The organism is Micromonospora luteifusca, from assembly GCF_016907275.1.
Taxonomy (GTDB): Bacteria; Actinomycetota; Actinomycetes; order Mycobacteriales; family Micromonosporaceae; genus Micromonospora; species Micromonospora luteifusca.
Window position 1 is genome coordinate 267,762 of record NZ_JAFBBP010000001.1, and the last position, 24,157, is coordinate 291,918.

A 24,157-nucleotide genomic window follows, 5' to 3' on the forward strand; every position below is an offset into this window, starting at 1 on the left:
CTCTGACGGAGGTGACCGACGGTCACCGCCGGCTGCCGGCTGCGCTCACAGTCCGGGCCAGGGTTAGGCACTTACTCGTCTAGGGCCTACCCTCGACCTCCACCAGCTCCGCCAGGTGGGCACGGTAGTTCGGGCAGGTCGAGATGTCCTGGTGTGAGCAGTTCAGCCCGGCCGCTAGCAGATCGAGCGCTGACCGCAGCGCCGCCATCCTGGCCTGCAGCGCGCCGTGATTGCGGCGCAGCACGTCCTTGCGGGCGGCCGGGTCGCCTGCGGCGAGGAACGCTCGAATCTCCGACAGCGGCAGGCCGGCCTGCTTCGCGCGCAGGATCGAGGCCACCCGGAACAGGTCGTCGCGGGTGTAGCGGCGACGACCGCCGGCGACCCGGGCGGGGCAGAGCAGGCCCACCGACTCCCAGTGCCGCAGTACGTGCGTTGGTAGGCCGAAGTGGTCGGCCACTTCGCCGATCGTCATCGGGCTTGACTTCATGTCGACATTAAGTCCGACCATGGCGGGCATGTCCAGTCTTCTAACTGTTCTCGATGCCATCGAGAGCGAGCCTGCGGCCGTCGACCTGCGCACCCGCTCCTACGAGTTGCTCGGCGACCTCGCTGGCCAAACCGTCGTCGACGTTGGCTGTGGCAGTGGCCGCGCTGTCGCCGAACTGGCCGAGCGCGGAGCCCACGCAGTCGGCGTCGACCTCGATCCCGAGATGATCGCTGTGGCCCGGGAGCGTTGGCCTGCCGGCGAGTTCCAGGTCGGCGACGCCGTCGAGCTGCCGCTCGAAAACGGTTCTGCCACCTACTACCGTGCCGACAAGGTGTTGCACGTGCTCGACGACCCGGCACGAGCCGTGGCCGAGGCCCGGCGGGTGCTCGCACCGGGCGGCCGGGCCGTGCTGCTCGGCCAGGACTGGGACATGATCGCCATTGACTCGGACGAGCCGGAAGCCACCCGTCGGCTGGTCCACGCGAAGGCGGACTCGCTCCCTTCGCCGCGCGTTGCCCGTCGGTATCGCAACCTGCTGCTCGACGCCGGGTTCACCGACCCGATCGTCGAGGTGCACACCGCTGTGTTCATCGACGACACCGCGCTCGACCTGCTGAAACGGATCACCGACGACGAGACCTGGCTCGCCGAGCAGGTCGAGCGCGCCCGCACGAACCGGATCCTCGTGGTCGTGCCAATGTTCCTGGTAGCCGCCCAAAGTGGCGTGTCGTGACGGAAACATCTTGATCACCGGGGCTGGGGTGGGTGGCCGGTGCGGGGGCGGGTGGCCCGCGCACCGGCCGGATGATCCTCTTAGGCTGCCGCGCAGGTTGGGCTGAGGCTGCCGGCGGTGCCGTTGGCCTGGAAGCCGAACTCGGTGGCCTGCCCGGCGCCGACCTGGCCGTTGTAGGCGACGTTCGTCCAGTTCGTCGTGCCGGTGTTACCACTGCGGTTGGCGCTCCACGCGTTGGTGACCGTCGCGCCTGACGGCAACCCGATCGTCACCGTCCAGCCGTTGAGAGCCGACGAGCCGGCCGTGACCCGTACGTTTGCCACGAAGCCGCCCGTCCACTGGTTCACCGTCACCGTCGCGGTGCAGCCACCCGGCCCAGGAGGCGGGGTGGTGGGCGGAGCCGTCGTGGGCGGAGCCGTCGTGGGCGGAGCCGTCGTGGGCGGAGCCGTGGTCGGCGGGTTCGTGGTCGGAGGAGCGGTCGTCGGTGGGGTGGTGCCGTTGTTCAGCGCGGCGAGGACAGCGTCGTACGCCGGCTTCTTCGAGCCGTTGCTGTTGAACAGCAACGGGGTCTGCGACGCCCGCCACGAGTCACTGTCGCGGATGCCCCACACCGTGATCCCGTTGCAGCGGGCCACGGCCAGGCAGTCCTCCACCACACTGCGGTACGTGGCCGCCGACGCGCCCTGGATGTCCAACTCGGTGATCTGCACATCCACCCCCAGCGCCGCGAAACTCGACAACGTGGTGCGGTAGTTACTCACGTACGGCGAGTCGTTGTTGAAGTGCGACTGGAAACCCACACAATCGATCGGCACACCACGAGCCTTGAAATCACGCACCATGTTGTAGACGCCCTGCGTCTTCGCGTGCGTCCAGTTGTCCGTGTTGTAGTCGTTGTAACACAGCTTCGCCGTTGGATCCGCGGCATCCGCAGCCCGGAACGCCGCCTCGATCCAGTCATTACCCGTCCGCTGCAGGTTCGAGTCACGACGCGCACCCGAACTACCATCAGCGAACGCCTCGTTCACCACATCCCACGCCACGACCTGACCCCGGAAATGCGTGGCCACCTGCGTCACATGGTTGAGCATCGCCTGCCGCAACGCACTACCACTCATGTTCTGCATCCAACCCGGCTGCTGCGAATGCCAGGCCAGGGTATGACCCCGCACGCTCATCCCACGACTGCGCGCATGGTTGACGATCTGGTCCGCCGCCCCGTAGCTGAACTGATTCTGCTGCGGCTCGGTGGCGTCGATCTTCATCTCGTTCTCGGCCGTCACCATGTTGAACTCACGGTTCAAGATCGTGGTGTACGCACTGTCGGAGAGCTTGAACCCAGCCACCGCCGTACCAAAATACCGACCCTTCTCGGCAGCCGACGCACCCAAGGTCGTACCGGCGGAGGCGGGTGCGGTCGCGAACAGCGCCATGCCGGCGGCGAGCGCACCCGCGCCGGTCAGCGCGAGGGCGGCTCTCGTTGCCGCCTTCCACTTCGTGCTTCTCATCGTGCGACTCCTTCTGTGGTGGTGGGTGGGAATGGAGCTCAGGCCACCGAGCAGGCGGCACCGTTCAGGGCGAACGACGAGGGTTTGCCGGTGCCGCCCTCATGGGTGGCCTGGAAGCCGATGCCGACCGACGTGTTCGGGGCGATGGTGGCGTTGTAGGAGACGTTGCGGGCGGTCACCGCGCCGCTCGCCGGGGAGTACTGGGCGTTCCAGCCGCTGGTGATGCGCTGTCCGGTGGGCAGCGTGAACGTCAGCGCCCATCCGCTCACGGCGGCGGTACCGGTGTTCGTGATGGTGACGCTCGCGGTGAGCCCGTTGTTCCAGGCGTTGACCGTGTAGCCAATCCGGCAGGCGCCCGCGCTGGGCGGCGGCGTGGTCGGGGGCGGCGTGGTCGGCGGCGGCGTCGTCGGGGGCGGCGTCGTGGGAGGCGGGGTGGTGGGAGGCGGGGTGGTGGGAGGCGGAGTGGTCGGTGGAGGTGTGGTGCCGTCCAGCCCGAAGAAGCGGATGACCTGCGCGGCGTCGACCGGCAGGTTGTGCGTGACACCCTGCATGCTGATCGCCTCGACCGGAGCCATCGGGCCGCTGCTGCCGTACCGGGTGCGCGTGTAGCCGGACTGCGGGGAGTCGGTGTACGTCGGGGTCTGGCTCAATCCGTGCACGTTGGTCCACTGCTTGACCTGCTCGCCGAAGTTCGGGTAGCGCAGTGTCTCGTCGCTGGTGCCGTGCCAGATCTGCATCCGTGGTCGCTGGCCGCTGTAGCCGGGGTACGCCCCGCGGACCAGATCCCCCCACTGCTGCGGGGTCTTGATGACCTGCCCGTTCGCGCACTCGCTGTTCCACTCGGAGCTGCCCCCGGTGGCGAAGCAGCCGAACGGCACGCCGGCGAAGGAAGCGCCGGCCGCGAACACGTCCGGGTAGTCCCCCAGCATGACGTTCGTCATCATCGCCCCGGACGAGGTGCCGGTGGCGAAGATCCGCGCCGGGTCGGCGGTGTAGCGCTGCCGCACGTAGTCGACCATCGACATGAGCCCGACCGGGTCGCTTCCGCCGCCACGACGTAACGCCTGCGGCGAGTACACGTCCCAGCACTTGCTACTGCGGGTGGCCGACGGGTAGATCACGATGAACCCGTACCGGTCCGCGAGGGATGCGTACTGCGTGCCCGAGTAGAACGCCGGGCCCGTTCCGGTGCAGTAGTGCATGGCCAGGAGGATCGCCGGTCGGGTCGCCACCCGGTCCGGGACGTAGAGGTGCATCTGCAGGTTGGTGGGGTTGGTGCCGAAGTTGGTCACCTGCGTGAGCGTTGCCGCCGACGCCGGCGTGGGGAACGTCAACGCGGCGGCGGCCAGCGTCACGGCCGCCAGAACGACGCCAAGCGTTCTTGTCTTCAGTGTCATGGTCGCGATCCCTTGCGAAAAAGGCGCGTGGAAGGGGACTTAAGTCGAGGACTGCCCTTCGCCCGACCTTGACCGCGGCTCGCGTGACCATGCCAGCTTCAATCGAGCTAACTCGATTGTCAAGAGTTCCGGAAACCTTTCGCTGCAACGGATTCGGCGGCCACCTGCACGCCTGGGGGCATCGGCGGGCGTGGGCACCATCGATGGGTCCCGAGCAATTATCGGGATGTTCTCGGAACCTGCCGAGCCTCCCGGAGACAGCCAGGGAGGCTCGGCCGGATGGCCGCGCCTCCCTGTCGTTGCGATCAGTAGATGGTGCGCCCACGCTCGTCGGGCACCCCGGACTTGCGGAAGAAGTACGCGTTGACCTGGTCGCGCCACTCGGTGGCGGACCGCACCTGCTCGTCGAGACGTTCGGCCACCCGCTCGTAGACGGCCGGGTCGATCATCCCGTTCAGGGTCTGCCAGCGCCGTCGCATCACCGCCACCTCCTCGACACCGGTGAAGTGCGTGTCGTAGATGTGCTGGATGACTGTCGACCCGCTGTGCAGGACGTGCTCGTACGGGACGTGGTGGAAGAAGAGCAGCAGCTCGTCGGGGCAGCTCTCGGGCGACTCGTACACCTGGGCCCAGTACGGCGGGTACTGGGCGGCGAAGCCGGTGCCCGACGCGCGGCTGCGGTCCACGCCCACACCGTCACGGTCGGCGAAGTGGTAGGTGCCCCACCGCGTGTACTCGTACCCGTCGATGCCGGGGCCGTAGTGGTCACCGGGATGAACCATGAAGCCGACGCCCAGCGGGGCGGTGTACCGCTCGTAGGTGCGCCACGAGTCGTCCAGGATCTCGTGCAGCGTCCGCCCCACCAGCTCCGGGTCGGCGGTCGCCGACGGCGGGAAGGTCAGCGAGATCCACTCGTCGAGGATCGCCGTCGGGTCCAGCCGGGGGTCCCAGGCGAGCCGACCGAACGTGTACAGGTTGGCCTGTGCCAACGGGTGCCCGGTCCAGAAGAGGTCGTCACCGGTGTTGGCGACGGCGACAAGACCGCCACCGGATTCCGCCACCCCCGTGGCCACATCGGCGATCGTCCGTCCACCCGGACCCCACGGTTCGAAGCGCAGCACCTCACCCCACCACGGGCCGAGGTGGCAGACGTGCCGCTGCTGGCCCGTGTACTCCTGGGTGACCTGCAACTCCACCGCCAGCCGGGTCGCCGGCATGGCGGCGAGCACCGGGGAGACCGGCTCACGCGTCTGGAAATCCACCGGACCGAACTTCACCTGCACGACCACGTTGGCGCGGAACCGCCCGTCGAGCGGGGTGAAATGGTCGTACGCGGCGCGCGCCCGGTCGGTGGACCGGTCCCGCCAGTCCTGGTGATGGTTGTAGACGAACGCCCGCCAGTGCACCACTCCCCCGTGCGGGGCGAGGGCCTCCGCCAGCACGTTCGCCCCGTCGGCGTGGTCACGCCCATAGGTGAACGGGCCGGGTTGTCCCTCCGAGTCGGCCTTGACCACGTAACCGCCGAAGTCCGGGATGCGCTCGTACACGTTCCGGGTGGTCGCGGCCCACCAGGCCCGCACCGCCTCGTCCATCGGGTCGGCGGTCGACAGGCCACCGAGGACCACTGGCGCGGCGAAGGTGACCGACAGGTGCACCCGGATGCCGTACGGGCGCAGCACGTCCGCGATCTCGGCGATGTCGCCGAGCCGGTCGGTGAGCAGCAGCGCCTCCGTCCGGCCCACGTTGACGTTGTTCACCGAGATCGCGTTGACGCCGCTCGCCGCCAACAGTCGCCCGTATTCCCGGATCCGGGCCAGGTCGCCGCGCGGTCGGCCATCACGCCAGAAGATCGAGCCGCCCGCGTACCCCCGTTCGACCTGGCCCATCACCGGGTGCACGGCGACGTTGTCCCAGTGGTTCAGCATCCGCCGGCGCAGCGCCGGCCGGTGCCGCTCCGGTGGGCGGGCGGGGTCGTAGGCCGCCGCACAGAGCCGAACCACGTGGAACAGCCCGTACAGCAACCCGGCGGGCGCGTCGGCCAGCACCACGGTCACCTCGCCGGCCCGCGCCAGCAGGAACCCCTCGTCGCCCAGCGTCTCGCCGTCGCCGATCTCGACCAGCGCCGCCTCCCCCGCGGCGCGCGCCGCCTCCACCGCCGGGTTGGGCAGCTCGCCGGCACCACGCAGGGCGAGCACCACGTCGACGTCGACGTCCCAGGAGGGGGAATGCCACACCCGTCCGCCGTAGCGCGCGCAGGCACGCGAAACCTCGTCGAGGACGGTGTCGACGAGCATCCCCTGACCGTGGACGAGGACGCGGCGCGCGCCGAGCGCCCGGAACGCCTCCGGGGGCAGCCAGGCGGCGTGTACGCGCGGCTCGTCGGTGCCCTCCGGCTCCTCGGTGAACACCAACTGTTCGAGGTCCGCGGACCCTTCGGCGTTCACGCGTCCGCCCTCAGCACGAGGACGCCGTACGCCGGCAGCCGCAGGGCGTCGTCGGCCGCCGTCCGGTGGCCGGTGAGCAGGTCGACGCCACTGGTCCGGGCGGTCACCTCGATCGGCTCGGCGCGGTGGTTGAGCAGGAACAGCAGCCGCGATCCGTCCGGCGCGACCCGGACAGCGGATTCCAGGTCCGGCACGTCCGGGTAGGGCCCGAGCACGTCGTGTCGGGCCAGCACCTGCCGCACCACCCAGGAGACGCCGGCCTGGTCCAGCCCCGCGGCCACGTACCAGCCGTCGCCGGCGCCGAAGGAGTTGCGGGTCACCGCCGGGGTGCCCGCGTAGAAGTCGGCCTGGTAGGTGCCGACCACCTCCGCGCCCTGCGGAATCACCAACTCGAACAGCAGCCGCGCCTCGACGTCGATTTGGTCGGTGCCGTCGCCGAGGCGGACCGGGTTGACCGCCTCCGGGCCGCGCGCGTCCCACTCGTCGACCCGGACACCCAGCAGCTGACCGAGTGGGCCGGGCACGTCCATCAGGAAGGCCTGGTCGTTTTCATCCACCCGACCGGACAGGTACGTCGTCAGCACCGAGCCGCCGCGCTCGGCGACCGCCTCCAGGCGCTGCGGCAGGTCGCCCTTGAGCATGTGCAGGGCCGGCGCGACGACCACGTCGTAGCGGGACAGGTTGTGGGTCACCGCGACGACGTCGAGGTCCACACCGGCGTCCCAGAGGGCCCGGTGGTACGCGAGCACGACCTGCTGATAGCGGACCAGCCGGGACGGGCCGTCGGAGATCTCCAACGCCCACCAGCTGTCCCAGTCGAACAGCAGGGCCACCCGGGCCGGCGTCCGCGCGCCCAGCGAGGCCGGGCCGAGACGGTCCAGTTCGGCGCCCAATTCGGCGACCTCCCGGAACACCCGGGTGTCGGAGCGGCCGGCGTGGCCGATGACCGCGCCGTGGTATTTCTCGCTGGCTCCCCGGGCGGCACGCAGCTGGAAGAACAGCACCGCGTCGGCGCCGTGTGCCACCGCCTGCCAACTCCACAGCCGCATGAGGCCGGGCCTCTTCAGCGGGTTGACGTCTCGGCACGCGGTGACGCTCGGGGTCTGTTCCATCAACCAGAACGGCTGGCCGTCCTTGAGCCCGCGCATCAGGTCGTGGGTCAGCGCCATCCGGGCCGCCGACTCGTCGTCCGGCGGGTAGTTGTCCCAGGAGACGAAGTCCAGGTGTGCGGCCCAGCGGTGATAGTCGATCGGCCGGTACATGCCCATGAAGTTGGTCGTCACCGGTAGGCCCGGACTGGATTCCCGGATGGCGGCCTTCTCGTCGCGGAAGTTGGTCAGCATCGCGTCGGAGGAGAACCGCAGGTAGTCCAGGGTGATGCCCTGGAAGGCGGTGCGGTCGGGGCCGCGCCAGTGCTCGGTCAGCGCTGACGGCGGCTCGATCTCGTCCCAGTCGGTGAAGGTGTGCGACCAGAAGGTGGTGTACCAGGCGGCGTTCAGCTCGTCGAGGGTGCCGTAGCGGTTGCGCAGCCAGTCCCGGAAGCCGTTCGCGCAGAGCTCGCAGTAGCAGGCGCCGCCGTACTCGTTGCCGACGTGCCACGCGACGACCGCCGGTGTGTCGGCGTAGCGGCGGGCGACCCGGCGGGCCAGTTCGGTGGAGAGCCGGCGGAAGACCGGGGAGCTGGGGCAGGAGTTGTGCCGCTGGCCGAATCGGTGCTTGCGGCCCTCGAAGTCGGTCCGGGTCACCTCCGGGTACGCCTTCGCCAACCACGCCGGGTGGGCGCCGGTGCCGGTCGCCAGGCAGATCGCGCGCCCCTCGGCGCCGGCGCGCTCGACGATCCGGTCCAGCGTCGAGAAGTCGTACACGTCCTCGGCGGGCTGGTTGAGCGCCCAGTCGAACACGCCGATGGTGACCAGGTCGATCCGGGCGGTGTCGAAGAGCCGGTAGTCCTGCTTCCACACGTCCTCGGGCCACTGCTCCGGGTTGTAGTCGCCCCCGAAGGGCACCTTGGCGGTGACGGGCAGGCTCATGCGGTGAACTCCTTCTCGATCAGGCGGATCATCGGGTCACCGATCCGCAGGAACGCCAGGACCGCGACCGAGGCGACCAGCGCCAGCACCGCCTCGGAGAAGACCGCGGTGATCCCGGTCGCCGCGGCCAGCAGCAGGGCGTTGCCGACGGTGACACCGGGGGTACGCACGAGGAAGTGCGTGGCGAGCCGGAGGACGTCGCGGGTGCGGAAGTCGAACAGCGACGTGATCACCAGGGCGTTGGCCGCGCAGAGCGTCACACCCACGCCGAGCAGGACCAGCGGCACCGTCCACCAGTCCGGGAGGCCGACGACACCCAGGTAGGCGAGGTTCACGGCGAGCACGGTCAGCCACAGCAGCGTCGGCACCCAGACGCGCAGCACGCCGGACAGGTTGGCCCGGTACCCGCGCCAGAACATGGCGGCGGGCCGCAGGTCGGTCAGGTCGGGACGTTGGTGGCGCAGGGCGTACAGGGCGGCCGACAGCGCGGGGCCGACCGGCACCAGGAAGACCGCCACCAACGGCAGATTGCTGGCGTCGCGGCTCAGCAGCAGCAACGGGAGCAGGCCGGGCAGGGTGGTGAGCAGGAGCAGCAACTCGACCACGAGAAGGATGTAGACACGCGAGGTGATCCGCGACAGTGGCCCGTCGCCGAACTGTCGCCAGGCCTGGGCGCTGCCACTCATGGTTGCTCCATCCGGGCGGTGATGGCCGGAAGGTCCGGTCGGGCCGCGATGGGCGGCCCGACCGGACGTTCCGCTGATCAGCCGTTGTTCTTCTGGAACCGTTCGTACGCCTTGTTGACCAGGTCGATGTACTGCTCGGAGTTCTTGGCCTTCAGCTCGGCCACGTAGGCGTCCCACTCGCTGAGGGGCCGCTGGCCGAGGGCGAACTTGAGCGTGTTCTGGGTGACGAAGTCCTTCAGCGGGGTCTCCCAGAGCGACACCTGCTCGCGCTCCTCATCGGTGAACGGGCGCGGCGGGGGGACCTCCCTCGGCTTGCGGGCGTCCATCACCTTCTGGAACTCCAGCTCCTCCGGGGAGAAGAACCCGCGGACCAGGTCCGGGGTGCCGCCGTAGGCGAAGACGCCGTTGTAGAAGCCGAAGTCCTTCTGCAGGTGCTTGGTGCCCTTCGGGTTGAGCCCGAGGACGTCGACCTCGGCGGTGACCGAGCGCTTGCCGGACGCGTCCTTGGTGAAGGTGGTGCCCTCGACGCCCCAGCGGGCGAACTCCATGCCGGCGTCGGAATACCACAGCCAGTCGATGAACTGCATCATGGCGACGAAGTTCTTGCTCTCCCGGGCCTTCGAGGAGATCATGATGCCGTTCTCCAGCCGGGGGAAGGGGTTGACCTCACCGGCCGGGCCGATCGGCAGCGGGATCTTGGCCATCTTCGCGTTCGGCAGGGTCTTGGCCAGGTCGGGCCGGTGGTTGTTGACAAGCGTCTGCGCGTTACCGGTGACCACGAAGGACTTGCCGTTGGCAAGCTTCTGGCGTGCCTGGTCGTCGGTCTGGGTGAAGCTCTCCGGGTCGAGCAGACCCTCGGCGACGAGCTTGTGCAGGTACGTGACCATCTGCTTGTACTGCTCGGATGCGCCGGTGTAGGTGAACTTCTTCGTCCCCGGGTTCCAGGTGGCGTGCTGGTAGTCCCAGCCCGCGTAGGTGCCGTGGGCCGAGCCGAGGAGGTTCAGCAGGGCGCCGGTGGGGTTGGGCTTGCTGAACAGGTCGGAGTACGGATAGACGTTCGGGTACTTCGCCTTCATCGCCTTGAGCACCGTGTACAGGTCGTCCCAGGTCTTCGGGACGGCGAGGTTGAGCTCCTGCATGATGTCGGTGCGCACGAGCACCGTGTAGTCCTGTGTGGGCTTCTCGTGGACGCCGGGCAGCAGGTAGAACTTACCGTCGGCCTGCCGCAGGTTGTCGATCTCCGGCTGGAGATTCCACTTGGTGATCTTGTCCTTGAGGTTGGGCATCAGATCCAGGTAGTCGCTCACCGGGAGGATCGCCCCGGACGACACGAACGCGTCCTCCTGCGGGTGGTACGTCTTCGGGATGATCAGTGGGGCGTCCCCGGCGCCGATCAGCAGGCTGCGCTTCTGCTCGTAGTCGCTCAGCGGCACGGCCACCGGTTCGATCTTGACGTTGGTCCGCTTGGTCAGCTCCGACCAGAACAGCCAGTCTTCCTTGAGCGGGTAGAACGTGTGGTTGTTGTAGAGGGTGGAGAAGGAGAGCGCCTCGGTCGCCTTGAACTGGTCGCCGACGCCGTAGGTGGCCATCGCGCCGACCCGGTTCTCGGAGAGGTCCTTCGACTCGCCGGGGTCCTCGGAACAGGCGGCGGTGAGGGTGAGCGCGAGCAGACCCGCGGTGGCTATGGCCACGCGGCGCCACGGCTTGTGGAGCATGGCTCGTCCTTTCGGTGGTGGGGCTCGGAGGTGGATCGTTGCGGTGCCCGGCGTCATCCCTTGACGGCGCCGAGCAGCACGCCGGAGACGAAGTACCGCTGGACGAAGGGGTAGACCGCCAGGATCGGCAGGGTGGTGAGCACGATCGTCACGGCCTGGAGGGTGGCTGCGGCCTGAACCTTGTCCGCGTTGGCGGCCGCCGACTCGGCGCTGGTGGCGCCCGCGATGAGGTTGCGCAGGTACACGGTGACCGGCAGCAGATCCTGCTGGTCCATGTAGAGGAACGCGGTGAACCACGAGTTCCAGAAGGAGACCGCGTAGAAGAGCACCATCGTCGCGATGATCGCCTTCGACAGCGGCAGCACGATCCGCAGCAGGATGCCGTACGTGTTCAGCCCGTCGACCGCCGCCGCCTCCTCCAACTCGCTCGGCAGGCTCTCGAAGAACGCCTTCATGACCAGCAGGTTGAACACACTGATGGCGTTGGGGATCACCACGGCCCAGATGGTGTTCTTCATCCCCAGGCTGGTGACCAGCACGTAGTTGGGGATCAGACCACCGGAGAAGAACATGGTGAACAGCGCGACGCCGACGAGGACACCCCGCCCCTTCAGCCGCGGCTTCGACAGCACGTACGCGTAACACGTGGTCAGCACGATCGAGATGAGCGTGGCGACCACCGTGTACACCACTGTGTTGCGGTAGTTCGTCCAGAACAACGCGTCCGACATCAACAGCTTGTACGCGGTCAGGTCGAACCCGCGCGGGAAGATGGTCACCTTCCCGGAGATGATGTACGCCTCTTCGCTGAGCGAGCGGGCCACGATGTTGAGGAACGGGAACAGCGTCACGACCACGACGCCGATCAGGACGACCGTGTTGACCACCCGGAAGATCCGGTAACCGCGGCTGTCCACCGGCCCGCGCGTCTTCGGGGCTTCGCTCTTGGTACCGAGGATCACCACAGGCTCGTCCCCACTGTGCGTCGGGAGATGAGGTTCGCCGTCAGAACCAGGACCAACCCGATCACCGCCTCGAAGAGGCCGACGGCGGCGGCGTAGCTGAAGTTGCTGGACTGGAAGCCCATCCGGAACAGGTAGGTGGAGATCACGTCCGCGGTCGGGTACGTCAGCGGGTTGTAGATCAGAAGGATCTTCTCGAACCCGACCGCCATGAAGCTGCCGATGTTGAGGATCAGCAGCGTCACCATCGTCGGCCGGATACCGGGCAACGTCACGTGCCAGGTCTGCCGCAACCGGCCGGCGCCGTCGATCCGGGCCGCCTCGTACAGGTCCTGGTCGATCGTGGTGAGGGCGGCGAGGTAGAGGATCGTGCCCCAGCCCACGGTCTGCCAGACCTCGGACGAGACGTAGATCGTGCGGAACCAACCCGGTTGTTGCAGGAACGCCACCGCGTCGCCACCGAACAACCGGACGACCTGGTTGGCGGCACCCTCGATCGAGGTCAGCTGCATGACCATCGCCGCCACGATCACGATCGACAGGAAGTGCGGCAGGTAGGACACCGACTGCACGAACCGCTTGAACCGCCGGGCACGGACCTCGTTGAGCAGCAGCGCCAGCACGATCGGCAACGGGAAGCAGAACAGCAGGGTCAGCGTCCCGAGCACCAGTGTGTTGGTGAAGACCTCCCAGAACGTCGGGTCGGTGAAGAACATCCGGAAGTAGCGCAGGCCGACCCAGTACTCACCGAAGATATTGCCGCCCGGCTTGAACCGGCGGAACGCGATGACGTTGCCGATCATCGGCAGGTACCGGAAGACCAGGAAGAACAGCAGCGGCAGGATGGCGAGCGAGTAGAGCTGCCAGTCCCGGCGCAGCGCCTGCCGCCAACTGCGGCGGCGTCGCGGCGACCGCGGGGCGGGGCTGGCAGACTCCGCCGGAGAACGGGGCGGCGCCGGCGGCGGTGGCCGTAACGTCGATGTCATCCTCGGCCTCCTAGGCAGGATGCGGGACGGCCACGAGGGGCTCGACCCGCACCGACGTGAGCAGTTCCCGCTGGTGGCCGACCTGGCGCTCGACGCCCGTCAGCCACAGCGGCAGGGTCGCCACCGCGTCGCCGCTCGACCGGCCGAACCGCAGCTCGACCGCGCCGGGCTCGACGACCCGCCGGCCGGTCGAGCCGCTGAACGACGCCAGGTCGGCCGGCACGCCGAACGTCACGTGCGCCACCTCGCCCGGCTCCAGCGGCAGTCGGGTGTAGCCGACCAGCCGGACCACCGGGCGGGTGGTCTGCGCGACCGGGTCGTGCAGGTAGAGCTGCACCACCTCGGTGCCGGCCCGGTCACCGTTGTTGGCGACGGTGATCCGCACCCGCACCTCGCCGTCGACCGGCCAGGCGGCCGGGTCACCCTGCGCCTCGTCCGCCGGCTCGACGACCATGGCGTCGGACCACTCGAAGGTGGTGTAGCTCAGCCCGTGACCGAACGGGTACGCCGGGGTGGGGTCGATCGAGGACACCTTGTTGCGGTGGCCGAGTGGCGGCGACAGGTAGGTGCTCGGCATTCCGCCGGCGTCGCGGGGCACGCTCACCGGCAGGCGCCCAGACGGGTTCACCGCGCCGGTGAGCACCTCGGCGAGCGCCTGCCCACCGAGTTGGCCGAGGAAGAACGCCTGGACCACGGCTGCCGCGGCGTCGAACTCCGGGCCGAGCGCGTAGGGGCGACCTGCCATCAACACCAGGACGACCGGGGTGCCGGTTGCGAGGACGGCGTGGACAAGCTCGGCCTGTACGCCGGGCAACCGCAGGTCGGCGGCGTCGCAGCCCTCGCCGGAGGTGCCTCGGCCGAACATTCCCGCCCGATCGCCGACGGCGAGCACACACACGTCGGCGGCGGCAGCCGCGGCGACCGCGGCCGGGATGCCGGAGGTGTCCTCGCCGGTGATGGCGCAGCCCGGCTCGTAGCTGAGCAGCGGGACGCGTCGGGCCAGCTCGTCGCGCAGCGAGGGGATGTCCAGGCCGAGCCCGAACTCGCTGTGGTGGATGCCGACGTGGTTGGGGAAGGAGTAACAGCCGAGCATGGCCATCGGGTCGTCGGCGGACGGGCCGACCAGGGCGACCCGGCCGCCGCTGGGCAGCGGGAGGACCCCGGTGTTGCGCAGCAGGACGACGGACTCCCGGGCCAGGCGTACGGCCACGTCCTGGCTGGTCTCGTCGTCGAGTCGCAGGGACGCCACGTCGTCGGGCAGTTCCTGCCAGCCCTCGTCGAGCAGACCGATCTCGATCTTCTGGATCAGCACCCGACGCAGCGCCCGGTCGATCAGCGCCTCGTCGACGTCGCCGCTGCGTACCGCCTCCACCAGCGGGGTGCCGAAGGTGTCCACCGTGGGTAGTTCGACGTCGATCCCAGCCCGCAGGGCGAGCCGGGCGGCGTCGGCGGAACGTTCGGCCACCCCGTGCAGGGTCTGCAGGAAACGTACGGCGAAGTAGTCCGCGACCACCGTGCCGGTGAAGCCCCACTCGTCGCGCAGGAGGCCGGTCAGCAGCTCCTCGTCGGCGGCGACCGGCAGGCCGTCGATCTCGGCGTAGGAGTTCATCACCGAGCGCGCGCCGCCGAGCCGAAGGGCCATCTCGAACGGCGGCAGGATCACATCGGTCAACTCCCGACGGCCCATCGGCACCGGGGCGAGGTTGCGCCCGCCCCGGGAGGCGGAGTAGCCGGCGAAGTGCTTGAGGGTTGCGACGACGCCGGCGCCCTCCAGACCCCGCACGTACGCGGCACCGGTCGTCCCCACCAGGTACGGGTCCTCGCCGATCGTCTCCTCGGTGCGACCCCAGCGGTAGTCGCGGGTGACGTCGAGGACCGGTGCGAGCCCCTGGTGTACGCCCGCAGCGCGCATCGAGCGCCCGATCCGGTCGGCCATCGCCTCGACCAGTTCCGGGTCGAAGGACGCGCCCCAGCTGAGCGGGGTCGGGTAGACGGTGGCCCGCCAGGCCGCGAACCCGGTGAGGCACTCCTCGTGCACCTGGGCCGGAATGCCGAACCGGCTGCTGGCGACGATCTGCGCCTGGGAGGCGGCGAGCGACCGGGCACCGACCACCGGGTCGACCGGCGCGGTCCCGAACGGGCGGGTGAGCTGACCCAACCCGTGCCGGATGACGCTGCTCCACTGAAGCGGCTCGTTGATCATGTCGGACTGGTGGGGGGCGACGCCCTCGCCGGATGCCTCGGCGCCGACCCAGACCCCAACGAGCTGGGCGATCTTCTCCTCCAGCGACATCAACGGCAGGAGTGCCTCGGCCCGGTCGGTCGGCGACAGCTGCGGATCGTGCCACGGTACGGCGCCGCTACCCGCCGGCGACTGACTTCTCATGCCAAGACCCCTTAGCTCCGGCCACATCCCCGTGCCTCGTGGAACCAGCTCCGTGGCGGACGTTTTTCACGATCCGAAACTTTCCGGAAACCCGCGTAACCTTTTCGGCAACCTAAGTGCCGCATCGATGTGTGTCAAGAGTCTCATCTGGACCTTGAGTGACCGTCGCCTGCACACGGTGACATCGACATCGGCACTCGGTTGTGCGAGTGCCGTGAATCGCCCGGCGAACGGGGCAGGGCACCTGCCGCACCGGCTGGCGTGACCGGCCAATCGTGTTAGGGTCTCCCGAAACTTTCGGATGCTGTATGAGGCCGCGATGACAGAGCACCGCCCGCTCGACCCACCCGCCTCCACCACTATCGCGACCATCGCCAACGACGTCGGGGTCTCAGTCGCGACGGTGTCCAAGGTCCTCAACGGACGTGGCGATGTCGCCCCCGGCACCCGAGCACGCGTGGAAGCGAGCCTCGACCGCCACCGGTACCAGCGCCGCACCCGGCGACCCCCGACCAGCGGAGGCCGGATCGACCTCGTGTTTCACGAGTTCGACACCGGGTGGGCGATGGAGATCCTGCGCGGTGTCGAGGCGGTGACCACCGCAGCCGGCGTCGGGTTGTCGGTCGCTCAACTCGACGGCGCACACCGCCCGCCAGCACGTTGGCTGGACGCGTTACTCGCCGATCGCCCGCTGGGCGTGGTGTTCGTCCTCTCCCACCTGGCCGAGGCCCAACAACAGCACCTGCGACGCCAGGGCATCCCGTTCGTCGTCGTCGACACCGACAGCGCGACCTCGGCCTCCGTGCCCACCGTCGGTTCCAACAACTGGAACGGCGGCCTGCTCGCCGCCCGGCACCTCCTGGAGCTGGGGCACCGGCGGATCGCCATCATCTCCGGGCCACTCGACATGCTCTGCAGTCGCGCCCGGGCCGCCGGCTTCCAGTCGGCCCACGACGAAGCCGGGATCACGGTCGACCGCGAGCTGATCCGCTACGGCAGCTTTTCCGCAGGTGCCGGGCACGCCCACGGGTTGGAACTGCTCCGCCGGGCAGCCCGCCCCACGGCGATCTTCGCCGGCTCCGACATCCAGGCCATGGGAGTGCTCCGGGCCGCTCGCCAGTGCGGCCTACGAGTGCCCGAGGACCTTTCGGTGATCGGGTACGACAACCTGCCGGTATCCGCCTGGACCGACCCGGCCCTCACCACGATCAACCAGCCGTTGCGCGACATGGCTGGCATCGCCACCCAGATGCTGCTCGACCTGACCAGGGGCAACGAGCCAGCGACCAGCCGGATCGACCTGGTGACGGAGCTGGTCGTCCGGGAGAGCACCGCACCCCCCGCCAACCCGCACTGACCCTGCGAGGACCTGTGCCGCACTCCCCCCTCTCCCTTGATGATCTTCAGCAGTACTCGCCGACCATCGACGAGCCGGACGACTTCGACCAGTTCTGGCGCGACACCCTCGCCGAGGCGACCGCCAGGCCGGTCCTCGTCGACGTCCGTCCGGAGCCCACCGACCTGCGGCTGCTCGACTCCTGGGACGTCACCTTCGCGGGCTTCGGTGGCGACCCCGTGCGGGCCTGGTACACCCGCCCGGCTGGCGTTGCGGACCCACTGCCCGCGGTGGTCGAGTACGCCGGCTACGGCCGTGGTCGCGGCCTGCCACACGAGCGGCTGACCTGGCCGGTCGCCGGGTACGCCCACCTGCTCATGGACAACCGGGGCCAGGCGGGGCAGCACGGCGCCGGTGACACCGCCGACCCGCACGGCGCGCCCGGCGGGCCCTGGCCGGTCACCTGGGGAATCCTCGACCCCCGCGACTACCACTACCGCCGCCTGATCACCGACGCGGTCAGGGCGGTCGAGGCTGTCCGCGCCCTGCCGGGAGTCGACGGTGACCGGGTCACCGTGGTCGGTAACAGCCAGGGCGGCGGCGTCGCTCTGGCGGTGGCCGGCCTCGTCGACGACCTCAGCGCGGTGCTGACCACCGCCCCGTTCCTGTGCGACATGCGCCGGGCGGTCCAGGTCAGCGATCCCGCGCCGTACGGCGAGATCGCCCGCTATTTGGCCGTGCACCGGGACGCCGAGGAGGCGGTGTGGCGCACGCTGTCCTACGTGGACGGGGTGAGTTTCGCGCGTCGCGCGACGGCACCGGCCCATTTCGGGATCGGGCTGCGCGACAGTGTCTGCCCGCCCCGAACCGGGTTCGCCGCCTACAACCAGTACGGCACGGCGGCCCGGCTGTCGGTTCCGCCCGCGCGCGAGATGCACGTCTACCCGTTCAACGGTCACGAGGGCGGCGAGGCCGTGCACGTCCGGCGTCAGCTGCGCTGGCTCGACTCGGTGCTCCACCCGGCGTACGCGTCCGCGAACTGACACCGACCCATCCTGAGCCATAGTCGATCACCGATCTATTGCTCGTGTTAGCGATAACACGCTATGGTGCGTCAGCGGGGTGCAGGGCACACTTCCGCACGGCTCATCGATACGACCACCAGTGAAGACGTCCGGGTTCTTGGTCGTTGCGCGCAGCCCCCACTCCCCGCGTACCGCGTCTTGGCGGCATCCGTTTCTTCGGCGGCCGCTGTTGTCGCGCACCCACCACCGGAGGAAGTCCCATGAGCAGTGCAACGCTCGGTCATCCCGTCCCTCCCGCACCTACCCCCATCGCCACCACGCCGAAGCCCCGGCGGGCTCGCCTGTGGTGGGCCGCCCTGGCCGCCGTCGCCGCCGTGGCCGCCGCCGTGCCGATCGCGACCACTCCCGCGAGCGCGGAATCCAACGGTGGCGTACGCGTGATGCCGCTCGGCGACTCGATCACCGACGGGTTCAACGTCCCGGGCGGTTACCGGATCGAGCTCTGGCAGCGGTTCACGAGCGGTGGCTACCGGATCGACTTCGTCGGCTCCCAGTTCAACGGCCCCGCCAGCCTTGGCGACCACGATCACCAGGGCCATTCCGGATGGACGATCGCCCAGATCGACGCCAATGTCGTCAACTGGTTGCGGGCCACGAATCCCCGGACGGTGCTGCTGCACATCGGCACCAACGACATGTACGGCGACACGTCCGGCGCTCCGGCCCGGCTCGCCACCCTGGTCGACCGGATCACCAACACCGCACCGAACGCGGAGGTGTTCGTCGCGACGATCATCCCGAAGTCGGGCGCGGACAACCAGGTCCGGGGCTACAACGCGGCGATCCCCGGGATCGTGCAGGCCAGAGCCGCCGCCGGGAAACGCGTACACCTGGTCGACATGTACCGCGCTCTGACGCTCAGCGACCTGGCCGACGGGGTGCATCCCAACGCCACGGGCTACCGCAAGATGGCCGTGGCCTGGTATGACGCTCTCCGTTCGGTGCCCGGCAGCATCGGCGGCGACACGCCTCCGACCACCGCCCCGCCGACCACTGCGCCGCCGACCACTGCGCCTCCGACCACTGCGCCTCCGACCACCGCCCCGCCGACCACCGCCCCGCCGTCGGGCGGGTGCCGCGTCGCGTACACGGTCAACGCCTGGAACAGCGGTCTCACCGCGTCAGTCTCGGTGACCAACACGGGCGGCACGCCGGTCAACGGTTGGGCTCTGGCGTTCACGCTGCCCGGCGGGCAGACCATCACCAGCGGCTGGAATGCCAGCTACTCCCCGACGAGCGGGGCGGTGACCGCTCGCAACGTCTCCTACAACTCGACGATCGCGCCGAGCACCTCGGTCGACATCGGCTTCCAGGCGACGCACACCGGCAATGCCGGCCGGCCGTCCGCGTTCACCCTCAACGGCACCGCCTGCGCGGTCGCCTGACGAATCCGTCGCGGTGCCGGGCAGCACGGGCCCGGCACCGCGCCCCCTCCACCCACCTTAGGAAGAGATGGTGGAGGGCGCGGACCGGACCACGTCAGGGCCGGCAGCGTCAGCGCTGCCCGACGGAGATGTCCTTGGTGAGGCTGGTGGTTGCGTCCGGGCGGGCGAGCGGTTCCGACTGGTAACCCTCGCTGTGGTAGAGGTCGATGTTCCGCACGCTCTTCGCTCCGGTGGACAGCAGAACTCGACGGCACTCCGGGTCCGCGCCGGTTTCGGCGGTGCGTAGCAGCCACCGGCCGAGCCCGTGCCCCCGCAGGTCGGGCACGACGGCGAGCCGACCCACGTGCCAGTCGGTGTCGACGCGACGCGCCCGCACCATGCCCAGCAGTCGGCCGTCCAACCAGATGCCCGTGGTGTCCCAGGTCTCCAGCCAGTCACGCACCTCCTCCACCGACTCGTGCAGGGCCGGTATGGCCAGGGTGTCGTTGACGACGGCCTCGTCCACCCAGCAGCACCGCTGCAGCACCGTGACCTCAGGAGCGTCGTCGGGGGTCAGCCGCCGCACGTAGGACCCGGGCAACGGTCCCGACCGCGCCCCGGCTCGTCCGCGTTCGCGCAGTGGCCGTAGGGCGTGGGCGACCCGGACCACCTCGTCGAGCAACCCGACACCCGCCGCGTCACGGGTCGCGTCGGGAAGCAGTTGTCCACTCTCCACCGCGTCGCCGATGCGAATCGCGACAGTGGCGCCCACCGGGACCAGGCGGAGGGTCGTCACCACCTGCTTGGCGTGCTGAACCGACCGGGTGCCGGCCGACGTGTTGCCGTAGCTGACGAAGCCGATCGGCTTCCATGCCCACTCGCGGCCGAGGTAGTCCAGCGCGTTCTTCAGCGTCGCCGGCATCCCGTAGTTGTATTCCGGCGTGACCACGATGAAGCCGTCCGCCGCGTCGACGATCGCGCTCCACCGACGTGTGTGTTCATGCTGGTAGACACCCGACGACGGATGCTCCTCCTCGTCGAGGAACGGCAGGTGCAGATCGCCGAGGGCCACCGGCACAAGCTCGACACCGAGCGCCGCGGCACGAGAGGTGACCGTCTCGGTCAGCCACTGCGCCACCACCGGACCGAGGGCACCGGGGCGGGTGCTGCACATCAGTACGAGGACACGCATCAGTTTCGTTGACATGGAAACGAGCGTAGATGATAAGTTGATTACATGTCAACGAGACCGCCGGCCAAGGCCGTACCCTGGTTGAATCCGGAAGAGGAACGCGCGTGGCGGGCGTTTCTGCGCGTCATGGTCGCGGTCCAGACCGGCACGGCGCGCGACCTGGCCGCGATCGGGCTCTCCGAACCCGACTACGAGGTGCTGAGCACCCTGTCGGAGCGGACCGACCACACCAGCAGCCTGGGCGAACAGGCCGACAAGATGGGGTGGTCACGCAGCCGGCTGTCCCGGCACGCCACCCGGATGGAATCGCGCGGTCTCCTGCGGCGCGCACCCGACCCGGCCGACGGCAGAGGTTGCCTCCTCGTGCTCACCGCGCAGGGCCTGGAGGCACTCGAGGACGCGGCGCCGGCCCACGTTCAGTCGGTACGACGCCACTTCGTCGACCGGCTCGCCCCAGACGACCTCGCCGCCATCGAACAGATCGCCCGAAGGCTGGAAGAACCCCAGGTCGGCGACGATCGACCAACCACCTGAGTCAGGCTGGGGTGAGGAGGCAGAACTCGTTGCCTTCCGGGTCGGCGAGGACCTTCCACGCGACAGCGCCATCACCGAGGTCGACGTCGGTGGCGCCGAGCGTCCGCAGTCGGGCCGCCTCGGCCTCCAGGTCGTCACCGGGGTATGGGCGGACGTCGAGATGGACGCGGTTCCACCCGGTCTTCACGTCGGGTGTGCGGATGAACTCCAGATATGGGCCCACGCCCTTGGCCGAGCGCAGCATCGCCCTGCGGTCGCTCACCTCGTGCAGGGTCCAGTCCATGGCGTTGCTCCAGAAGCGCGCCATGGCTCGCGGATCCGCGCAGTCGACCACTACCGCGGCGATCGGTCCGGTGTCCCGGTAGAGCGGTCGGGGCTCCAGCACGCAGAACTCGTTGCCTTCCGGGTCGGCCATGACCGTCCATGGGACGTCGCCCTGGCCGACGTCGACGGTTGTCGCGCCGAGATCCTTCAGGCGCGCGACCACCTCCGCCTGATGGGCCGCCGAGGTGGTGGCGAGGTCGACGTGCACGCGGTTCTTGACCGTCTTGGGTTCCGGCGAGGCGATCAGGTCGATGCAGACGGCGACGGGGTCGGGGTAGACGAAACCCTCGGGTTCGAGGTTGGTCACGCCGGGCCCCTCGCTGGAGAGCCCCCAGCCGAGCACCTCCGCCCAGAAACCGCCAAGCGCGGAGTCGTCCTGAGCCTTCATGTTGATCTGAACAAGCCGCGTTGCCACGCCGACGATGCTAACGGCAGCCTGGCACCTGAAGATCGGCGGGTTCTGGTCTCGGCAGTTCCCGATGTCGACTGCTACGACACGCCCGTCCTGAGCGGATGCTGTTCACCACCTGACGAGTTCGGCCAGTGCGGTGCTGGTCGCTTCGTCGGCCGGCAGGAATGCTTCCAGTCGCAGTTCGGCGATGGTGACGTCGGTGGCCGTGCCGAAGTGGGTGAGTGTGGTGATGAGCCGCAGTTCCCGGTTGTCCGATTCGCTCGTGCGCAGGTGCAACGGCACCGCGAACCCGAGGTGGTGTGGCGAGAGTTGCCGGGGCCGCGGGGGTGCCAGGTCGACGAGTTCATCGGCGAGGCGCTGGAGCCGGTCGCTCGGGTTGCGAACGCTCTCGGCCTGGACGCTGCCGATGATGTGCCAGGCCCATTCATCGAGGTTGACGATGCGGGGTGCGAGGCCGCGGGGGTGCAGCAGAACTCGGGGGACGCTCACGGGTGGGGTGAGCAGGTGTGGGTCCACTCCACGGGTGATCATGTCGAAGCCGGCGTTGGCGGAGACGAGGTCGCCGTGCCGGTCGACGATCACGGCCGGGTACGGCAGGTGGCCGTGCAGGACGCGTTCGAGGGCGGTTCGGATCGGTGCCAGTTGAGGGTCGTCCAGTTCGCGCTGCGGGTACACGGGCGCGAAACCGGCGGCGAGGAGCAGTTCGTTACGTTCGCGGATCGGCACCTCCATCGATTCCGCCAGCCGTATGATCATCGCCCGGCCAGGGTTTGAGCGTCCGCTCTCGATGAAGCTGACGTGCCGTTGCGTGGTGCCGGCCCGCACCGCCAGTTCGAGTTGGCTGACGCGTCGTCGGGTACGCCAGGTGCGCAACGCGCCCGCGAGGCCGCCACTCGCGGATTCGGTGATCATTCTTCCTGTGTACCGGGTGCCGCGCCGGTTGGCGATTCCCTCCGGGGAATTGTCGCGGCGCGTCCGGCGCAGAACAGTCGTGGTCGCAACGATCATCACGACCGAAGGATCACGATGGCTGGCATCGACCTGAAGAACCTCATCGACCGCTACGTCGCGGCGTGGAACGAAGCCGACCCGGAACGTCGCCGCGCCGCCGTTCGCGAACTCTGGTCCACCGACGGGGTCCATGTCCTGCAGCCGCCTCAGGAACTACGACAGGCCGCCGAGGGCCTGGGGTTCGGTCGTCTCGTCCTGGAGGCGCGCGGGCATGACGAACTGGAGGTGCGGGTGACGCGCGCGTACGAGGAGTTCGTCGCCCCGGGGACCTTCGTGTTCCGCTCCCGCGGGGATGCCGAGCGGCTCCACGACGTGGTCAAGTTTCGCTGGGAGATGGTGCCTCGCGATGGTGGCGACGTGGCCGGTGTCGGGCTGGAGATCCTCGTGCTCAGCACGGACGGGTGCATCGTCAGCGACTACCAGTTCATCGAGGGGTGACGACGATGACTGCGACGCTACCGCCGTCCGTCCGCAGCTACCGTGTCAACAGCGGTGACGGCATCGATGGCCTGAGGTTGCGTACCGACGAACCGCGCACGCCAGGTGTCGGCGAGGTCGCAGTCGCGGTCCACGCCGTCTCGCTCGGCTTCCGCGATCTGCTGGTGCTGCGGGGGCAGTACCTGCTGCCCGTCAAACCGGACGTCATCCCCGTCTCCGACGGTGCCGGGCAGGTCGTCGCCGTGGGGCCAGGTGTCCAACGGGTGCGACCGGGTGATCGGGTCACCGCCGCGCTGTTCCCGCAGTGGCTGGACGGCCCTCTGAAACCGTCTTACCTGCCACAACTGGGAGGCTCCCTCGACGGCATGCTCACCGACATCGCCGTCCTTCCGGAGCAAGCCCTCGTTCCGGTCCCCGAACACCTCTCCTACGCTGAAGCCGCGACGCTGCCGTGTGCTGCCGTCACCGCGTGGAACGCGTTGACCGGGGACAGTCCTGGGATCCAGCCGGGGCACACGGTGCTCACCACCGGCTCGGGCGGCGTATCACTGTTCGTCGTACAACTGGCCAAGCTTCTCGGCGCGAGAGTGATCGCCACGACCGGCCAGGCGGAAAAGGAGCAACGCCTTCGTGACCTCGGCGCTGACGAGGTCGTCAACTATCGCGCCATTCCCGACTGGCATATCGCGGTCCGCGACAGCACCGGTGGGCGAGGGGTCGACCGGGTCGTCGACACCGCCGGAACACTGGAGCAGTCGTTGAAGTCCCTTGCCATCAACGGGCACGTCGCGTTCGTCGGGTCTCTCTCCGGTGACTGGCCACCACTCGACCCTCGCCTGCTGTTCGGTGTCGCCGCGACGGTCCGGGCGTTGGCGGTCGGAAGTCACGCCCAATTCACCAAGCTCAACGAGATCATCACCGCACACCAGCTTCGGCCCGTTATCGACCGAGCGTTCCCGTTCGAGGAGGCCGGCGCGGCGTTCCGGTACTACGAGTCGGCCAGCCCGTTCGGAAAGGTCGTCATCGAAGTCCGATAACCGGGCGGGTATGGCGATGGGGCCGGGACCAATCCAGCTACCTGCGTAGAGGGGTTGGGGCGGCGACGGATCCCGTCGCCGCCCCTCAGC

20 protein-coding genes are annotated in these 24,157 nt (G+C 69.1%); 7 read left to right on the plus strand and 13 right to left on the minus strand.

From position 1 onward, the window contains the following. Positions 1 to 79: 79 nt before the first annotated feature. The gene (locus JOD64_RS01270; protein WP_204940471.1) at positions 80 to 472 is read right to left on the minus strand and encodes a MerR family transcriptional regulator; all 393 of its coding nucleotides are present in this window, start codon (positions 470 to 472) and stop codon (positions 80 to 82) included. A gap of 43 nt (positions 473 to 515) precedes the next feature. Here JOD64_RS01270 and JOD64_RS01275 point away from each other — a divergent pair, with 43 nt between their 5' ends. Further along, complete coding sequence (locus tag JOD64_RS01275; RefSeq protein ID WP_239559328.1) at positions 516 to 1,220, plus strand: methyltransferase domain-containing protein; 705 nt, start codon at positions 516 to 518, stop codon at positions 1,218 to 1,220. An 80-nt stretch (positions 1,221 to 1,300) separates the two neighbouring features. Here JOD64_RS01275 and JOD64_RS01280 read toward each other — a convergent pair whose 3' ends face one another. The 9 genes from JOD64_RS01280 to JOD64_RS01320 form a co-directional block, all read right to left on the minus strand. Beyond that, positions 1,301 to 2,728 carry a glycoside hydrolase family 10 protein gene (locus JOD64_RS01280; protein WP_204940473.1) on the minus strand — a complete coding sequence of 476 codons (1,428 nt, stop codon included), beginning with the start codon at positions 2,726 to 2,728 and terminating at the stop codon, positions 1,301 to 1,303. Between the two features lie 38 nt (positions 2,729 to 2,766). Next, positions 2,767 to 4,125 (minus strand): extracellular catalytic domain type 1 short-chain-length polyhydroxyalkanoate depolymerase, encoded by a 1,359-nt coding sequence (locus JOD64_RS01285; RefSeq protein WP_204940474.1) that lies wholly within the window; start codon positions 4,123 to 4,125, stop codon positions 2,767 to 2,769. 305 nt (positions 4,126 to 4,430) lie between these two features. Beyond that, the gene (locus tag JOD64_RS01290; protein WP_204940475.1) at positions 4,431 to 6,569 is read right to left on the minus strand and encodes an alpha-glucuronidase; all 2,139 of its coding nucleotides are present in this window, start codon (positions 6,567 to 6,569) and stop codon (positions 4,431 to 4,433) included. Then, positions 6,566 to 8,599 (minus strand): beta-galactosidase, encoded by a 2,034-nt coding sequence (locus JOD64_RS01295; protein ID WP_204940476.1) that lies wholly within the window; start codon positions 8,597 to 8,599, stop codon positions 6,566 to 6,568. Before JOD64_RS01295 ends, JOD64_RS01290 begins: the two co-directional genes overlap by 4 nt. Next, entirely contained in the window at positions 8,596 to 9,285 is a 690-nt protein-coding gene (locus JOD64_RS01300) for a DUF624 domain-containing protein (protein WP_204940477.1), read from the minus strand. The genes JOD64_RS01295 and JOD64_RS01300 overlap by 4 nt, the downstream gene beginning before the upstream one ends. Before the next feature lie 77 nt (positions 9,286 to 9,362). Further along, the gene (locus JOD64_RS01305) at positions 9,363 to 11,000 is read right to left on the minus strand and encodes an ABC transporter substrate-binding protein (protein WP_204940478.1); all 1,638 of its coding nucleotides are present in this window, start codon (positions 10,998 to 11,000) and stop codon (positions 9,363 to 9,365) included. Positions 11,001 to 11,053: 53 nt separating this feature from the next. Next, a complete protein-coding gene (locus tag JOD64_RS01310) occupies positions 11,054 to 11,962 on the minus strand; it encodes a carbohydrate ABC transporter permease (protein ID WP_307813151.1) in 909 nt (302 codons plus the stop codon). Next, positions 11,959 to 12,948 (minus strand): ABC transporter permease, encoded by a 990-nt coding sequence (locus JOD64_RS01315; RefSeq protein ID WP_204940480.1) that lies wholly within the window; start codon positions 12,946 to 12,948, stop codon positions 11,959 to 11,961. The genes JOD64_RS01310 and JOD64_RS01315 overlap by 4 nt, the downstream gene beginning before the upstream one ends. Before the next feature lie 10 nt (positions 12,949 to 12,958). Next, entirely contained in the window at positions 12,959 to 15,334 is a 2,376-nt protein-coding gene (locus JOD64_RS01320; RefSeq protein WP_204940481.1) for a beta-xylosidase/alpha-l-arabinosidase, read from the minus strand. A 319-nt stretch (positions 15,335 to 15,653) separates the two neighbouring features. Between JOD64_RS01320 and JOD64_RS01325 the strand changes: the two genes are divergently transcribed. The 3 genes from JOD64_RS01325 to JOD64_RS01335 all read left to right on the plus strand — a co-directional run bounded on the left by JOD64_RS01325 (position 15,654) and on the right by JOD64_RS01335 (position 19,140). Next, a complete protein-coding gene (locus JOD64_RS01325; protein ID WP_204940482.1) occupies positions 15,654 to 16,691 on the plus strand; it encodes a LacI family DNA-binding transcriptional regulator in 1,038 nt (345 codons plus the stop codon). A gap of 14 nt (positions 16,692 to 16,705) precedes the next feature. After that, a complete protein-coding gene (locus tag JOD64_RS01330; RefSeq protein ID WP_204940483.1) occupies positions 16,706 to 17,713 on the plus strand; it encodes an acetylxylan esterase in 1,008 nt (335 codons plus the stop codon). A gap of 242 nt (positions 17,714 to 17,955) precedes the next feature. Further along, positions 17,956 to 19,140 (plus strand): cellulose binding domain-containing protein, encoded by a 1,185-nt coding sequence (locus tag JOD64_RS01335; RefSeq protein ID WP_239559331.1) that lies wholly within the window; start codon positions 17,956 to 17,958, stop codon positions 19,138 to 19,140. A gap of 109 nt (positions 19,141 to 19,249) precedes the next feature. Here JOD64_RS01335 and JOD64_RS01340 read toward each other — a convergent pair whose 3' ends face one another. Next, positions 19,250 to 20,311 (minus strand): bifunctional NAD(P)H-dependent oxidoreductase/GNAT family N-acetyltransferase, encoded by a 1,062-nt coding sequence (locus tag JOD64_RS01340; RefSeq protein ID WP_275581637.1) that lies wholly within the window; start codon positions 20,309 to 20,311, stop codon positions 19,250 to 19,252. A gap of 45 nt (positions 20,312 to 20,356) precedes the next feature. On the opposite strand from JOD64_RS01340, the gene JOD64_RS01345 reads away from it, so the two are divergent. Next, positions 20,357 to 20,845, plus strand: a complete 489-nt coding sequence (locus JOD64_RS01345; protein WP_204940485.1) for a MarR family winged helix-turn-helix transcriptional regulator — start codon at positions 20,357 to 20,359, stop codon at positions 20,843 to 20,845. 1 nt (position 20,846) lies between these two features. Here the strand turns inward: JOD64_RS01345 and JOD64_RS01350 are convergent, their stop codons facing one another. Further along, the gene (locus tag JOD64_RS01350) at positions 20,847 to 21,584 is read right to left on the minus strand and encodes a VOC family protein (protein WP_204940486.1); all 738 of its coding nucleotides are present in this window, start codon (positions 21,582 to 21,584) and stop codon (positions 20,847 to 20,849) included. Between the two features lie 105 nt (positions 21,585 to 21,689). Beyond that, positions 21,690 to 22,493 carry a helix-turn-helix domain-containing protein gene (locus JOD64_RS01355; protein ID WP_204940487.1) on the minus strand — a complete coding sequence of 268 codons (804 nt, stop codon included), beginning with the start codon at positions 22,491 to 22,493 and terminating at the stop codon, positions 21,690 to 21,692. A gap of 114 nt (positions 22,494 to 22,607) precedes the next feature. Between JOD64_RS01355 and JOD64_RS01360 the strand changes: the two genes are divergently transcribed. Both JOD64_RS01360 and JOD64_RS01365 read left to right on the plus strand, forming a co-directional pair. Next, the gene (locus JOD64_RS01360) at positions 22,608 to 23,030 is read left to right on the plus strand and encodes a hypothetical protein (RefSeq protein WP_204940488.1); all 423 of its coding nucleotides are present in this window, start codon (positions 22,608 to 22,610) and stop codon (positions 23,028 to 23,030) included. A 5-nt stretch (positions 23,031 to 23,035) separates the two neighbouring features. Continuing rightward, positions 23,036 to 24,067 (plus strand): zinc-dependent alcohol dehydrogenase family protein, encoded by a 1,032-nt coding sequence (locus JOD64_RS01365; RefSeq protein WP_239559333.1) that lies wholly within the window; start codon positions 23,036 to 23,038, stop codon positions 24,065 to 24,067. The last annotated feature ends 90 nt before the right edge of the window (positions 24,068 to 24,157 follow it).